The sequence below is a fragment of the Marinobacter sp. 1-3A genome (assembly GCF_016597775.1).
Lineage (GTDB): Bacteria > Pseudomonadota > Gammaproteobacteria > Pseudomonadales > Oleiphilaceae > Marinobacter > Marinobacter xiaoshiensis.
This window is the reverse complement of sequence record NZ_VCGZ01000010.1, coordinates 16,319-31,472: the sequence shown is the minus strand read 5'-3', so window position 1 is coordinate 31,472 and position 15,154 is coordinate 16,319. Positions and strand designations below refer to the sequence as shown.

Here is a 15,154-nt window from a genome sequence, read left to right as displayed (position 1 = left end):
ATGAAGAAAACCCTTGTTGCAGGCGCATTAGGTCTGCTTTTGCCGGCCATTGGTTTAGCGGGTGAATACAACCTGACAGTAGATCGCGTCGAAATCGATACCGGGGAATTTGTGAAAGAGGGCGTCGGGTATAACGGCAAATCCCCTGGTCCGGTGTTGCGCTTCAAAGAAGGTGAAGAGGTGACCATCAACGTTACAAATAACCTTGACGAGATGACCTCCATCCACTGGCACGGTTTGATTCTTCCTTTTGAGCAAGATGGTGTTCCGGGTATCAGTTTCCCTGGTATCAAACCCGGGGAGACGTTCACCTACAATTTCCCTATTACCCAGTCCGGAACCTACTGGTTTCACAGCCACTCAGGTTTTCAGGAGCCCGAGGGTGCTTACGGATCCATCGTTATTGAGCCGGAAGGGCGTGAGCCGTTTCGATACGATCGTGATTACGTGGTTCAGTTGACGGACAAACACCCACATTCCAGTGACCGGATCATGCGTAACCTCAAGGTGACGCCGGATTACTACAACCGTGACCAGCAAACCGTGGGCGAGTTCTTTTCAGACGCGTCGAAAAACGGCTTCCTGAACACGGTGAAGGATCGCCTGGCGTGGGGTGATATGCGGATGATGAAGGCCGATGTTGAAGACTTGCAAGGGTTTACCGGCCTGATTAATGGCAAAGGTCCGACACAGAACTGGACGGGCATTTTTGAGCCTAGCGAGCGCATTCGACTGCGCTTTATCAATTCATCTGCGATGACCTATTTTGACATTCGCATTCCCGGTCTTGAGATGACCGTTGTGCAAGCCGACGGTAATAACGTGCAGCCCGTTAATGTTGATGAGTTCCGTATTGGCGTTGCGGAAACCTTCGATGTGATCGTGCGCCCGAAAGAAGCGCAGGCCTATACGATTTTTGCCGAGTCCATGGGGCGCTCCGGGTATGCCAGAGCAACCTTGGCGCCCAAAGAAGGTATGGAAGCCGACGTTCCAGAGCTGCGCAAGCCAGGGCGCTTAACCATGGCGGACATGGGCAGCATGCCCGGTATGGACCATGGTGACATGCCTGGAATGAATCATGGCAACATGGGTGAAATGTCGGGCATGGATCACAGCAATATGGCCAACTCTGACACGATGCCGGATATGGCTGAGATGGATCACTCGAACATGGCGGGCATGGATCATGGTTCGATGATGATGCCTGAGGGCGGTCCCAGTGATCCGTTCTACGCCGACGGCAGTGGACTGGTTCCAACAGCGGCCAATGGCGGTAAGTTCCTGTCCTACGCTGATTTATTCGCGCAGAAGCCGCTTTATGACGTGCGAGAGCCCACACGTGAAGTTGAGTTGCGCCTGACCGGAAACATGGAGCGTTATACCTGGAGCATCAACGGTGTTAAGTACGAAGATGCAGACCCCATACGCCTCCAATACGGCGAGCGCGTTCGCTTCAAGTTTGTCAACGAGACGATGATGGTTCATCCGATGCACCTGCATGGCATGTGGTCGATCCTGGATGTTGGCGCTGGTGTGAGGAACCCAATCAAACACACCATTAGCGTACAACCCGGTACCACTGTCTATATGGAAACTGAAGTCGATGCGCCGGGACAGTGGGCCCTTCACTGCCATCTGAGCTACCACATGGCTGCGGGAATGTTCCGTAAAGTTATTGTTGAGGGCGGGCCGCCGACCACTATTGGAGGTGACGCATGAAACGTTGGACCCCTTTAATTGTAATTGCGGCTTTGGGGCTGGGTGCGATCCCAGCTCTGGTTTCTGCTCAACAGAGAATACTGGACACCACTGAACGAAAAGAGCCCTTAAAGGTGTGGGGAGTGCAATTCGAGGAGTTGGAATACCGTTACAGTGACGATGATGAAGAACTTGCTGTATGGGATGCAGACTTCTTCTACGGCACCGACGACTTGAAGGTTCGTTGGCTTACCAGCGGTGAGTACGCCATTAACGAACAGGCGTACGAAACCCTTGAAAATCAATTGGTCGGTCAAATCCCGATCTCCACGTTTTTCGACGCAAAAGCCGGTGTGCGCTTCGACACCCCCGAAGGCCCTGACCGAACCTATGCCGTGCTAGGTGTTGCAGGCTTGGCGCCCCAGTGGTTCGAAATTGATGCAAACCTTTACGTGAGCAAAAAGGGTGATACGTCTGCGGAGCTGGATGCAGAGTATGAACTCCTTCTCACCAATTACTGGATTCTCACAGCTACGTTCGATGCAACGGCAGCATTCAGCGAGGATCGGGAAATTGGGGTTGGTAAGGGCCTGGTCTCGACAGAAACCGGGTTGCGCCTGAGCTTCGATTTGATTGACCGCGCCTTCTCGCCTTACGTGGGTGTCGTTCACGAACGTAAATACGGCGACACGGCCGACTTCGCCAGAGCGGACGGCGGCAGTACCGAAGATTGGTTTGCGGTCGTTGGGGCGCGGCTCTCTTTCTGAAAAGCCTGACAGGCCTTGGGTTATTACCCCTTGGCCTGTTTCAGCGCAACTTGACGCACAGCAAGTTTCGGTGCGAACAGGTCGTTTCGCTCTCCGATTTTCAGCTGCAATTCAGTTTGGGGTGTTGTGATAGAGGCTGGACAATTCGGCTGAGAGGTGCATAACCATGGCCAAAGCTCATAAAACAACAAACCAGGCGCAATTTCTGCTTCGGCGCAAACTGACGGTTGAAGGCCTTTCTGAGGTTCAATGGAGCGACTTGATCCAGGAGCTGAACCATCATCCATGTGTGGATTTTGCGGAGGCTAAACCGGAAGGAAAGCTGATTGCTGTGTTTGATGGAACACATTGGTCCACTGACGAGTTGGTTGCTCTTGTTGAAGCTAACGGGGGGCGTTTAAAAAGCGGTTGGTGGCACCGACAAAAACTCGCGTGGTATCGGTTCACCGATGACAACGTCCGTGCAAACGCAAAGCATGAGCCGTTTTGCTGTTCGAAAATCCCACCCATGAAAAAATAACAGGAGTTTCAATGAGCAGGGAGCAAGACAGAACCACTCGCTACAAGGAAGGTAGCCTGAGCCTATCAGGGACCGTCATGCTGGGCACCGGCGTCATGATTGGCGCCGGTATCTTTGCGCTGACCGGACAAATGGCCCAGATGGCCGGGGCTCTTTTTCCACTGGCCTTTCTCGCGGCAGCAATCGTTGTGTCGTTCAGCGCCTACTCCTATATCAAGATTTCCAATGCCTACCCATCGGCGGGTGGTATTGGCATGTATCTTCATAAGGCTTATGGGGACAAGCTGGCAACGGCATTTAACGCGCTATTGATGTATTTCTCCATGGTGATTGCCCAGAGCTTCCTGGCTCGAACATTCGGGTCATACACCATGCAATTGTTCGGCGGCGATGAAAGCGGGCGCATGGTTTCCATCCTGGGTGTGTCGCTGATTGTTGCGGCATTCCTGATCAACTTGCTTGGTAACCGCTGGATTCAGGGCACAGCGTCGTTGATCGGGATCCTCAAGATTGGCGGCATTCTTGTCTTCGGGCTGGTAGGCGTGTGGCTGGCCGACAGCCTCGCTGTAGATTTTTCCCAAAGCGGTGAAGCAGGCGCCTTCGGTAACTTCCTGGGCGCAACGGCTCTGGGCATACTGGCCTTCAAGGGGTTTACCACCATTACCAACAGCGGCTCCGAGGTGAAAGACCCGCATCGCAACGTCGGTCGCGCCATTGTCATCTCCATTGCCGCCTGCGTTGTGCTCTACACACTAGTGGGGTTCGCCGTTTCGAGTAATTTATCCCTAGCCGAAATCATTGAAACCCAGGACTATTCTCTAGCTGCTGCAGCGCGCCCGGCACTGGGTGATTACGGCCTGTGGTTCACAGTTGTGCTCGCCATGATGGCAACGGCCGGAGGCATTCTCGCAAGTATTTTTGCAGTCTCTCGCATGCTGGCCATGCTGACCGAGATGAAGCTGGTGCCCCATAGCCACTTTGGAATGCCTGGCAGCATCCAGAAACACACTCTTGTATACACCGTGGTGCTCGGCCTGGTTCTGACCGCTTTCTTCGATCTATCAAGAATTGCAGCACTGGGCATTGTGTTTTATCTGATCATGGATATATCCATTCATTGGGGCGTGCTGCGCTACCTGCATCAGGATGTGAAGGCTGCGAGATGGGTACCAGCGGTGGCGATCATCCTGGATTTAATGATTCTGGGCGGCTTTGTGTGGGTCAAGCTGAACACCGACCCCTTTGTAATAGGCGTGGCGGTGGCCACAATGGTTGTAATAGCGGTTGCCGAGCAGATATTCCTGAAGTCGTCCGCTAGAAGAAAGTCGCTAAACAGTGATGAATCTCATGAACACCATCACTGACATTCAACACGCAAATCGGAGGGTAACCCCATGATGGAAGGGGATATGTTTGGGAATACAATGTGGGCAGGGCATTGGCTATGGATGCTGGTCATCGCCATTGTCGTGGTCATACCCGCGTGGCGGATCTGTCAGCGTACCGGTTACCCCGGTTGGATGGGAATATTGATCCTTATACCGATGGTAAACCTGGTTCTTCTATATTTCGTTGCGTTTGCGGATTGGCCGGCAGATAAAGCAGGAGCGCGTAATGAGTGAGCATCACGATGAACACGCTGTTAAAGACCCGGTTTGCGGAATGTCTGTAGACCCCCATGCCGCGGAGCATCGCAGCCGGCATGCTGGCAAAAACTGGTATTTCTGTTCTTCCCGATGTCAGACGAAGTTTGATGAAAGCCCGGATAAATACCTCGGGGAGAAACAGGAGCCTGCGGAGCCGGTAGCCCCCGGAACCATGTACACCTGCCCGATGCACCCGGAGATTCGTCAGCAAGGGCCTGGAGATTGCCCGATTTGCGGCATGGGCCTGGAGCCGGAACAAGTGAGCCTCGACGACGGGCCTTCGGCAGAGCTTACGGATATGACTCGTCGATTCTGGATTGGACTGCTTCTCGCATTTCCGGTGTTGTTGCTTGAAATGGGCGGCCACCTCACAGGCCTCGATCACATCCTGTCGCCGCAAACTTCTAACTGGATTCAGTTGGTGCTGGCAACGCCTGTTGTTGTCTGGAGTGGTTGGCCGTTCTTTGTGCGAGGCTGGAAATCAGTTCTCAGCCGCAACCTGAACATGTTCACGTTGATCGCAATGGGTACTGGCGTTGCGCTGATCTATAGCCTTGTCGCGACTTTGGTTCCACAGATTTTCCCCGATGCTTTCCGCCAGGTGGATGGCTCGGTCGCCGTTTATTTCGAAGCAGCTGCCGTTATTGTGGTGCTTGTGTTGCTTGGGCAAGTGCTGGAACTCCGTGCTCGAGAGAAAACCTCGGGTGCGATAAAAGCCCTGCTGGATCTGGCCCCGGCCACGGCAAGAAAGCTGGACGATGACGGGGGTGAGTCCGACGTTTCTCTTGATCAGGTGAAGGTCGGTGATCGTTTGCGAGTACGCCCGGGCGACAAAGTGCCCTTGGATGGAGAGATTCTTGAGGGGCGCTCCAATGTCGACGAATCCCTGGTGACGGGTGAACCCCTGGCTGTGAGCAAGCAGACGGGTGATCAGGTGATTGGTGGCAGCATGAACCAGCAAGGCGGCTTCATCATGCGAGCTGACAAAGTCGGGCGCGACACCATGCTGTCGCAGATTGTGCAGATGGTGGCCAACGCACAGCGCAGCCGTGCGCCGATTCAGGCATTGGTAGACAAAGTGTCCGGCTGGTTTGTTCCAGTGGTCATCGTGATCGCCGTTATTGCCTTTATTGTCTGGTCCGTCGTCGGGCCAACGCCTCCAATGGCCTATGGCCTTATTGCAGCGGTGAGCGTGCTGATTATTGCGTGCCCATGCGCTCTTGGTCTGGCGACGCCTATGTCAATCATGGTTGGCGTAGGGCGGGGCGCACAAAATGGTGTGTTGATCCGTGATGCCGAAGCGCTTGAGCGTATGGAGAAGGTCGATACGGTGGTGGTCGATAAAACCGGCACACTGACCGAAGGTAAGCCCAAGGTGACGAAACTGGTTCCGGCAAACGGCTTCAGTGAGGAAGATCTGATGCGATATGCCGGTGGCCTGGAGAAGGGCAGTGAGCACCCACTGGCCCATGCGATTCTTGATAAAGCCAAAGCCATGGAACTTGCCTTGCCGGATGCAGAGGATTTTGATTCGCCCAATGGTAAAGGCGTAACTGGCAAGATTGATGGGAAAAGCGTTCTGATTGGTAACCGGCTGTTGATGGAATCACAAGGCGTCGATACCTCTGCTTTTGAAGAAAAGGCAGACCAGTTGCGTGTGGATGGCGCCACGGTGATATTCACCGCGGTGGAAGACCGGATTTGTGGGTTGATCGCCATTGCAGATCCAATCAAAGAAACCACCGAAGCGGCTATAACTGCGTTGCAGAAGGACGGCATCCGCGTGGTTATGCTGACAGGGGACAACCGAACCTCTGCCGAAGCCGTCGCTCGCAAGCTCCATATTGATGAAGTCGAAGCAGAAGTGCTGCCAGAGGACAAAGCGAAGATCGTTCAGCGGTTCAAGGATCAGGGCCGTATCGTGGTCATGGCCGGAGATGGCGTGAACGACGCACCGGCGCTGGCAACGGCCGATGTGGGCATTGCCATGGGTACCGGCACAGATGTGGCGATTGAAAGCGCGGGCGTAACCCTTTTGCGTGGGGATCTGATGGGTATTGTGGAAGCGCGCCACTTATCAATCGCGACCATGCGCAACATACGGCAGAACCTGTTCTTCGCCTTCATTTATAACGCGGCTGGCATACCGATTGCCGCCGGTGTGCTCTACCCGGTCGCAGGGATTCTGTTATCACCGATTTTTGCTGCTGCTGCGATGTCACTGTCTTCAGTCAGTGTCATTGCCAATGCGATGCGTTTGAGGGTGGTTAAGCTTAAGTAAACACGGTTTGAGTCTTTCCCAGTGGAACGTGTAACGGCACCCCAAGCCGCCTTGGCTTGGGGGTGCGCAAAAGATCTGAGGCACAAAACATGATGCGTAAGGTAAAGATTTCCTTGGGTGTTCTTATGATTGGATTTATCAGCGGTTGCAGTGATGGGACTGTGGATGGGCGCTGGTATACCCAGGCGCAAGTCGAGCGTGGATCACCCGTGTTCGACAACAACTGCGCAAGCTGTCATGGATCCAACGCTCAAGGCGCCTTCAATTGGAGAAAGCGGCTAGCGGATGGTTCCTTTCCGCCGCCGCCACTCAACGGAACAGGCCACGCCTGGCACCATCCATTCGACATGCTGATGGGCACAATCGCTCAAGGTGGCGCTCCCATGGGCGGACAAATGCCTGCCTTCGGAGGTGTACTTTCTAAAGACGATCAAAAAGCCGCTATCGCCTTCTTCCAGAGCAAATGGGATAAGCGGATCTATGATGCATGGTTTGAAAGGAGCGGGATGTAAGCTTTAGCTTTTGGGAAAATTTAGTCTATTCGACCCTTTTAAATATAAAATAAAAAGCCACGTTTTTAACGTGGCTTTTTCGCTGCTAATATTTTCAGTGTTTGAGAGCGTGGATTCCAAACTTCTTATACTTTATGAATCATGATGGCTCTTTAACTTCGCTGCACTCATTTTCATATGCATTTTTTTATGCTGATTTTCCATATCTGACTTGCTCATATTCATTTTCATCTGCTTATGATGATTGGTCATTGCGCCAGTATCCATAGTGCTCTCAGTTGTTTTGTGCGGATAGCTTCGCGCCTCGTTGAACCGGTCGGCCAAGCCAGAGTTAGCAAATGCCATAGTGGAGAACAAAGCTGTTATTGCCGCGGCTATAATAATTTTTTTCATTTCAAGTTCCTCATTTTAATTTAATGGCAGTTTATTTATCTTTAAATTTTGATTGCGTATGCGAGAAAAATTAATATATATAATTAGACTTTATTAATTTTACAAATACTTTTTAAAGATCCTCCTTGTTGGTTGATGATTCGATTTAACCACCCGTTCCTGAACTGATCCTGAAACAAACGATAAATTTTCAGTAATGTTTGAATATTTTTATTCGATATAAAAAATATTGATTCAGGTCAAAAATGAATAATCGGTTTCTGAAATTCAGTCTGAGTTCAGATAACGCTTCTATGATTCTTCTCTGCATGCTAATTCAGTGGAGAATGCAACTTGAATGATCTGCTTCGTGTATATAAAACAGCTATGATAGGTGCCTTTTTTTTAACGAGTTTTGGGCTTTCTGCGGAGCCAAGACTTGCCCTTGACGACGCCATTGATATTGCGATCCGAGGAGATCCCTGGTCCGCTCAAAGCATCCAACTGCAGAGGGCTCTTCTGGATGAATCTGTTGCGGCAGGTGCTTTACCGGATCCACGAATTACATTAGGTGCCGCAAACCTTCCCACGGATACCTTCGATACCGGTCAAGAGGGCATGACCCAAGCCACTATTGGGTTCAGCCAGCGATTTCCCCGTGGTAATAGTCGGTCTCTTGCCCGTGATAAGAAGAAAGAACTCGCGGAATCGCAGACATTTCAGCGGGGGAATCGAGAGGACTTAATTGTCAGGTCAGTCACCTACCTGTGGCTTGAACTTTGGAAAACTCAAGAGAGTGTTCGATTGGTTGAAAGCAATCGCGGACTTTTTGAACAGTTGGCCGACGTTGCGGAGGCCGGGTACACCTCAACAATGAACGGTTCACGGCAGCAGGATATTATCCGTGCGTCTTTGGAGTTGACCCGTCTTGATGACCGCTTAACGGCGCTTCATTCCCAGATGGAAACAGCCCAGGAAGAGTTGGGAGAGTGGGTTGGTACTGACACCTTCCGTTTGCAGGTAAGCGAGCGCATCCCCCCGAATCTGTTAGCCCGGCTGCCATACCCAGCGCTTGATGTCAGTAATAACTCCGTGATCACTCACGCATCAATTCGCGCTACAGACCAGTTAATTGATGCCGGGTCTATCGATGTTGAGCTGGCGCGCCAGGCTTACAAGCCGGAATGGACAGTGTCCGCACAGTATGGATATCGGGACCAAGCCCCGAACGGGCAGGATCGGGCGGATCTCTTTTCAATCGGAATCGGGTTCGACTTGCCTATTTTTACCGGCAATCGCCAGGACCGTACCGTGAGCGCGGCAATCGCGCGCGTAGAAGCGGCGAAGTCTGACCGGATGCTGCAGGTTCGGCGCATAAGAGCCGAAGGTCGTGCCGCCGCTGCCCGAGTTAACCGACTCGATGAGCGCATCATGCTTTACCAGCAGACGCTGCTTCCACAGATGGCGGAGCAGGCCAATGCAGCACTGTCAGCTTACAACAACGATGATGGCGATTTCGCCGAAGCCGTCCGTGCGCGCATCGCGGAGTTGAACACACAAGTTGATTTTATACAGATGACGGCTGAACGAGCGAAAAACCTCGCAACCTTTCGCTATCTCACTGCCGGTACCGCTGGTTCCCCCTCATTCTCACTGAACAATTCCCAGGATTAACAATCATGGCAAACGTTATGCGCCCATTGGGCTTTTTATTAGTAGGTGGGGTGGCCGGAGCAATCGTAACCTATTGGCTTGCCCCTGAAGCTTCACAGGCTTTGATGGTTGAGACTACGAGCAGTGTCAGTAAAGAACCGACGCACTGGGTAGCGCCCATGGACCCCAATTTCAAGAGTGACAAACCGGGTAAATCCCCCATGGGGATGGACTTGATACCGGTTTATGCAGGTAGCGGATCAGGGCAGGACGCCCCTGGTACCGTTCGTATTTCACCAAGTGTGGTTAACAATCTGGGGGTAAGGACGGGGCCAGTCACGCAGGGTCGCCTGCCGAACGATATAACGACGCTGGGGTACGTTCAATACAGCGAAGACGATATGGCTCATGTCCATCCTCGGGTTGAGGGGTGGATCGAGAAGCTCTATGTGAAGGCAGAGGGCGAACCGGTCGAGAAGGGCAAGCCACTCTACACACTCTATTCGCCCACGCTGGTCAACGCTCAGGATGAACTGATTCTGGCGTTAAACCGGGGCAATGAGCGTTTGGTCAATGCCGCCAAGGAGCGCCTGGCGGCGCTCAATGTGCCCGTAAGCTTGATTCGCCAGATCACGAAAACCCGGAAATTGCAGCGTACCTTAACGGTGTATGCGCCCACCTCTGGGGTTATCGACAACCTTAATGTTCGCGAAGGGATGTTTATCAAGCCAGGGGATCGAGTTCTCTCCATCGCTGCGCTGGATGAGGTGTGGGTTATTGGCGAAGTATTTGAACGCCAGTTGTCCGCAGTGGCATCCGATAATCGCGTGGTGATGACGCTGGACTATTTACCGGGACGTCAATGGACCGGGAAGGTGGATTATGTGTATCCGGAGGTTAATCCCAAGACCCGTACGGCCCGGGTCAGAATGCGTTTTGACAACGCCGATGGCACCTTGCTGCCGGGCATGTTTGCAGAGCTGAACATTCAGGGCGCCCGCACCAGCCGGCAACTGCTGGTGCCGCGGGAATCAGTTATTCGAACCGGCCAGAGTGATCGACTGGTGCTGGCGTTGGATGGTGGCGCGTTCAAATCCGTCACGGTGAAGGTCGGTCGTGTTGGTGAGCAGTACGCCGAAATTCTTGGCGGTGTTATGCCAGGCGATACGGTGGTTACCTCTGCCCAGTTCCTGATTGATTCTGAATCCAGCAAGACCTCGGATTTCCTGCGTATGTCGACCATGGCCTCTGATTCGGTGGATCACGCAAACATGGATCACGGAAATATGAACCATGAGGGAGCCAACTGATGATTAAATCGATTATCTATTGGTCCATTCGAAACCGCTTTCTGGTGCTGCTGGCGAGTTTATTAATAACCGGGCTGGGCCTGTACTCACTCAGTAAAACCCCGGTCGATGCGCTTCCAGACCTGTCTGATGTGCAAGTTATCATTAAAACCAACTTCCCGGGACAAGCCCCACAAGTAGTCGAAGACCAGGTTACCTACCCCCTAACGACCGCCATGCTGTCGGTTCCCGGTGCGGAAACCGTACGTGGCTATTCGTTTTTTGGCGACTCCTACGTGTACGTGATTTTCGATGAAGATACCGATATGTACTGGGCTCGCTCCAGAGTTCTGGAGTACCTGTCGCAAGTTGCACCTAACCTGCCTGATTCAGCGCGGCCGCAATTGGGCCCGGACGCCACGGGTGTTGGTTGGGTGTATCTCTATGCGCTGGTTGATCGAACAGGGCAGAACGACCTGAGTCAGTTGCGCAGTCTTCAGGACTGGTTTCTGAAGTACGAACTGCAAACCGTGCCTGGTGTATCCGAGGTTGCTGCGCTTGGCGGCATGGTGAAGCAATACCAGGTCAAGGTCAGCCCGGAAAAGCTCCGCGCATTGGGAATTCCCCTCTCACTTATCCAAACAGCAATTCAGCAGGGTAATCAGGAAGTCGGGGCATCGGTTATCGAAATGGCCGAAGCAGAATACATGGTGCGTACCTCAGGTTACATTGAGTCCCGGGAAGACCTGATGGTAATTCCGCTGGGCCTCGATGTGAACGGCACACCGGTTCTGCTTCAGGATGTGGCCAGTGTGGAAGTGGGACCTCAGATGCGGCGCGGTATTGCCGAGCTTAACGGGGAAGGGGAGGCCGTTGGTGGCATCGTGGTGATGCGCTTCGGTGAAAACGCTCAGGAGACCATCAATGGTGTTAAAGCCAAGCTGGGCGAATTGCAATCAAGCCTGCCCGACGGCGTTGAAGTGGTCACCGTTTACGATCGCTCGGGTCTGATTGAGCGAGCCGTCGACAATCTCTTTTTCAAACTGCTGGAAGAGTTTCTGGTCGTCGGCCTGGTGTGTATGGTCTTTCTGTTTCACGTCCGATCTTCGTTGGTGGCGATTATCAGCCTGCCTGTGGGCATTCTGGCGGCGTTTACGGTCATGTACTGGCAAGGCATCAACGCCAATATTATGTCTCTCGGTGGTATCGCCATTGCGATCGGCGCCATGATCGATGGGGCCATTGTTATGATAGAGAACATGCACAAGCATATGGAGCGAACGCCGCTCACGCCGGAGAATCGATGGGAGATCGTCGCCAAGTCGGCCTCTGAAGTCGGGCCGGCGCTGTTTTTCTCGCTGTTGATCATAACGGTCAGTTTTGTGCCGGTGTTTGCGCTTGAGGCGCAGGAAGGGCGAATGTTCGCGCCATTGGCGTTCACCAAAACCTACGCCATGGCTGCCAGTGCGGCCCTTGCGGTAACGCTGGTCCCGGTGCTGATGGGCTATTTTATCCGAGGCAAAGTACTGCCCGAGCATAAGAATCCCATAAACCGAGTGTTGGTCGGTGCCTATATGCCGGTCTTGAAACTGGTGCTCAGGTTTCCGCTGTCGACTGTGCTGGGTGCCATATTGATATTGGCTGTTGGCCTATGGCCTGCAACACAAATCGGTAGTGAATTCATACCCCCGCTGGACGAAGGGGACTTGATGTACATGCCGACGACCTATCCCGGAATCTCAATCGGCAAAGCCCGTCAGTTACTTCAGCAGACGGACAAATTGATTGCGACGGTGCCGGAAGTGGAAACTGTGTTCGGCAAAGTAGGGCGCGCGGATACGGCAACCGACCCGGCACCTTTGACCATGATTGAAACTTTCATCCAGCTCAAGCCCCGAGATCAGTGGCGCGAGGGCATGACCACAGACAAGCTCAAGCAGGAACTCAACACACTGATTCGCTTTCCTGGTGTCACCAATGCCTGGGTAATGCCGATCATCACCCGCATCGACATGTTGGCAACGGGTATTAAAACCCCCGTAGGCATCAAAATCGCGGGCCCGGATCTGGCCACTATCCAGAATGTCGGAAAACGCCTGGAGGAAATTCTGGCAGACGTGCCCGGCACGGCGTCAGTTTACTCCGAGCGAGTAGCAGGTGGTCGATATATCAAGGTGGATATCAATCGTGAACGCGCTGCGCGCTATGGCTTGAATATCGCGGACGTACAGCAAGTGGTTGCCTCTGCGATTGGCGGGATCAATGTCTCCAGAACCATAGAGGGCCTTGAGCGTTACCCCATTAACCTTCGCTATCCGGAAGACTACCGGGATTCGCCCGAGAAACTGGAACAGCTCCCCATAGTGACGGCCTCCGGCCAGAGGATTGCACTGGCGGATGTCGCCGATATCCGAATAGAAGATGGGCCGCCAGCGATCAAAAGTGAGAACGCTCGTCTTAATGGGTGGTCCTTTGTGGATATAGAGGGTGTTGACGTGGGCACCTACGTGGAACAGGCAATGGCGGTTGTGCAGGAAGAACTGGACTTGCCCGCGGGCTATTCCATCGCCTGGTCGGGCCAATACGAATACATGCTCCGCGCGAAAGAAAAGCTGACCTGCGTGGTGCCCTTAACACTGGCGATTATCATCATCCTGTTGTTTCTGAACTTCAGAAACTTTACGGAAGTGGGCATCATCATGGGCACGCTTCCGTTCGCAATGATTGGTGCTGTTTGGCTAATGTATCTATTGGGTTATAACTTCTCCGTTGCGGTGGGCGTGGGTTTCATTGCATTAGCCGGTGTCGCTGTGGAGATTGGCGTCATCATGCTGGTGTATCTCAACCAGTCTTATCAGGCAATGCTTGAAGCCTGCGAGTATAAAGGCCTGAAGCCGAGGCGAGAAACGCTTCGACATGCGGTACTGCACGGCGCCGGTATGCGCGTGCGGCCAGTGATGATGACCGCGGCAGCGATCATTGGTGGGTTGGTTCCGATAATGGTCGGCACCGGAACGGGCTCGGAGGTGATGGGCCGTATCGCAGCGCCTATGGTGGGCGGCATGATCACCGCGGTCATTTTGGCGCTGTTGGTCATTCCGGTATTGTTTTATCTTTGGAGGCGGAAGGCGCTATCCAACTAAGAGGCTTGCTCCGTACTGCCGCATATAGAAGAGGTCTATATGCGGCAGTGTCTCGAAAGCACGAATATGAATCCCGGTTTTTCAGAAAAGCCAGCGTCATAAGCCTGAGGCGACTATGCTGAATGCATGCCTAACTCGCCGTGACAGGGAGCGTATCATGCGTATCGAGAACATCGCGGTGTACACCGCAGATTTACCCTACACGGGCAAAGCGTATGCGTTTGCCGGGGGGCGGTCGCATACGGTATTTACCAGCACGGTGGTGGTACTGACCACAGACACCGGGGTGTCTGGATATGGCGAAGTCTGCCCCTGCGGGCCGAATTATATGGCGGCTTTTTCTGAAGGGATTCCCTCGTGCTTGTCCCTGCTGGCGCCCAGTGTGATGGGCGAAGATCCCACCCAAACCACGCGAATCAACCAACGAATGGATCAAGCGTTGACCGGGCACGCAGTGGCCAAAGCGGCCATTGATATTGCCTGCTGGGACTTGCTGGGCAAGCAGGCCGGGCTCCCGGTTTACACCTTGCTGGGTGGGCTGCTTACGCCATCCATGCCGCTGCACCGGAATGTTCCCTTGGCGGAGCCGGATGAGATGGAAGAATCGTTGCGCCAGTTTCGTTCAGAGGGGTTTCGCCGCATCCAGATCAAGTTGGGCCACAGCGTTGAAGAAGATATTGATCTCATCCGCACTCTGAGCAAAGTGAAACAGGCTGACGAGATCTGGATGTGTGATGTCAATCGGGCCTGGCGGCAGGACGAGGCCGTGCGATTTTCACGGGCCCTTGAAGACCTGGAGATCTATCTTGAGCAGCCCTGTTACAGCTATGAGGAGTGCCTGTCGGTACGCCGCAGAATCCGCCACCCCGTGAAACTGGATGAAAGCCTGAACTCCCTGGCCGATGTGCAGCGGGCCTTGCGCGATGATGCCATGGACGCCATGGCGCTGAAGGTCAGCAGGGTAGGTGGCCTTACGCCTTCACGAATCATTCGGGATGTGTGCGTCGATGCCGGCATAGCCATGACCATAGAAGATGCCTGGGGCAGTGGTATAGCAACGGCTGCCTATGCGCATCTGGCGGCCAGCACTCCGGCCAAAGCCTTGCTTACCACAACCGATCTACACAATTACAATACAGTTCAGCTTGCCACAGGCGCACCTGAGGTTTCTTCCGGCGTAATGACTCTCAGTGATCGCCCGGGGCTGGGTGTGACTCCGGATTTCGAGCAGCTAACCCTGATTGATGTCTACGAGTAGTGGTTGCATTGGCTG

General features: G+C 53.4%; 12 protein-coding genes. 11 read left to right on the top strand and 1 reads right to left on the bottom strand.

The genetic code is table 11. The annotated features are described in order from the left end of the window. The 7 genes from FE848_RS14815 to FE848_RS14785 all read left to right on the top strand — a co-directional run bounded on the left by FE848_RS14815 (position 1) and on the right by FE848_RS14785 (position 7,424). Positions 1 to 1,719 carry a copper resistance system multicopper oxidase gene (locus FE848_RS14815; RefSeq protein WP_200204634.1) on the top strand — a complete coding sequence of 573 codons (1,719 nt, stop codon included), beginning with the start codon at positions 1 to 3 and terminating at the stop codon, positions 1,717 to 1,719. Next, entirely contained in the window at positions 1,716 to 2,465 is a 750-nt protein-coding gene (locus FE848_RS14810) for a copper resistance protein B (RefSeq protein WP_200204633.1), read from the top strand. Before FE848_RS14815 ends, FE848_RS14810 begins: the two co-directional genes overlap by 4 nt. Positions 2,466 to 2,631: 166 nt before the next feature. Next, entirely contained in the window at positions 2,632 to 2,985 is a 354-nt protein-coding gene (locus FE848_RS14805) for a hypothetical protein (protein ID WP_200204632.1), read from the top strand. An 11-nt stretch (positions 2,986 to 2,996) separates the two neighbouring features. Further along, positions 2,997 to 4,349 carry an APC family permease gene (locus FE848_RS14800; protein WP_200204631.1) on the top strand — a complete coding sequence of 451 codons (1,353 nt, stop codon included), beginning with the start codon at positions 2,997 to 2,999 and terminating at the stop codon, positions 4,347 to 4,349. Between the two features lie 30 nt (positions 4,350 to 4,379). After that, positions 4,380 to 4,607: a hypothetical protein gene (locus tag FE848_RS14795; protein WP_200204630.1), complete on the top strand. Its 228-nt coding sequence runs from the start codon at positions 4,380 to 4,382 to the stop codon at positions 4,605 to 4,607. Continuing rightward, positions 4,600 to 6,912, top strand: coding sequence for a heavy metal translocating P-type ATPase (locus FE848_RS14790; RefSeq protein ID WP_200204629.1), 2,313 nt, complete (start codon positions 4,600 to 4,602; stop codon positions 6,910 to 6,912). The genes FE848_RS14795 and FE848_RS14790 overlap by 8 nt, the downstream gene beginning before the upstream one ends. An 89-nt stretch (positions 6,913 to 7,001) precedes the next feature. Continuing rightward, complete coding sequence (locus FE848_RS14785) at positions 7,002 to 7,424, top strand: c-type cytochrome (protein ID WP_200204628.1); 423 nt, start codon at positions 7,002 to 7,004, stop codon at positions 7,422 to 7,424. Positions 7,425 to 7,556: 132 nt separating this feature from the next. Here the strand turns inward: FE848_RS14785 and FE848_RS14780 are convergent, their stop codons facing one another. Continuing rightward, entirely contained in the window at positions 7,557 to 7,817 is a 261-nt protein-coding gene (locus tag FE848_RS14780) for a hypothetical protein (protein ID WP_200204627.1), read from the bottom strand. A 333-nt stretch (positions 7,818 to 8,150) separates the two neighbouring features. Between FE848_RS14780 and FE848_RS14775 the strand changes: the two genes are divergently transcribed. The 4 genes from FE848_RS14775 to FE848_RS14760 all read left to right on the top strand — a co-directional run bounded on the left by FE848_RS14775 (position 8,151) and on the right by FE848_RS14760 (position 15,139). Continuing rightward, the gene (locus FE848_RS14775; RefSeq protein WP_200204626.1) at positions 8,151 to 9,470 is read left to right on the top strand and encodes a TolC family protein; all 1,320 of its coding nucleotides are present in this window, start codon (positions 8,151 to 8,153) and stop codon (positions 9,468 to 9,470) included. A 5-nt stretch (positions 9,471 to 9,475) separates the two neighbouring features. Further along, entirely contained in the window at positions 9,476 to 10,759 is a 1,284-nt protein-coding gene (locus FE848_RS14770; RefSeq protein WP_200204625.1) for an efflux RND transporter periplasmic adaptor subunit, read from the top strand. Further along, the gene (locus tag FE848_RS14765; RefSeq protein ID WP_200204624.1) at positions 10,759 to 13,881 is read left to right on the top strand and encodes an efflux RND transporter permease subunit; all 3,123 of its coding nucleotides are present in this window, start codon (positions 10,759 to 10,761) and stop codon (positions 13,879 to 13,881) included. The genes FE848_RS14770 and FE848_RS14765 overlap by 1 nt, the downstream gene beginning before the upstream one ends. A gap of 157 nt (positions 13,882 to 14,038) precedes the next feature. Then, on the top strand, positions 14,039 to 15,139 hold the full coding sequence (locus tag FE848_RS14760) for a mandelate racemase/muconate lactonizing enzyme family protein (RefSeq protein ID WP_200204623.1): 1,101 nt from the start codon (positions 14,039 to 14,041) through the stop codon (positions 15,137 to 15,139). The last annotated feature ends 15 nt before the right edge of the window (positions 15,140 to 15,154 follow it).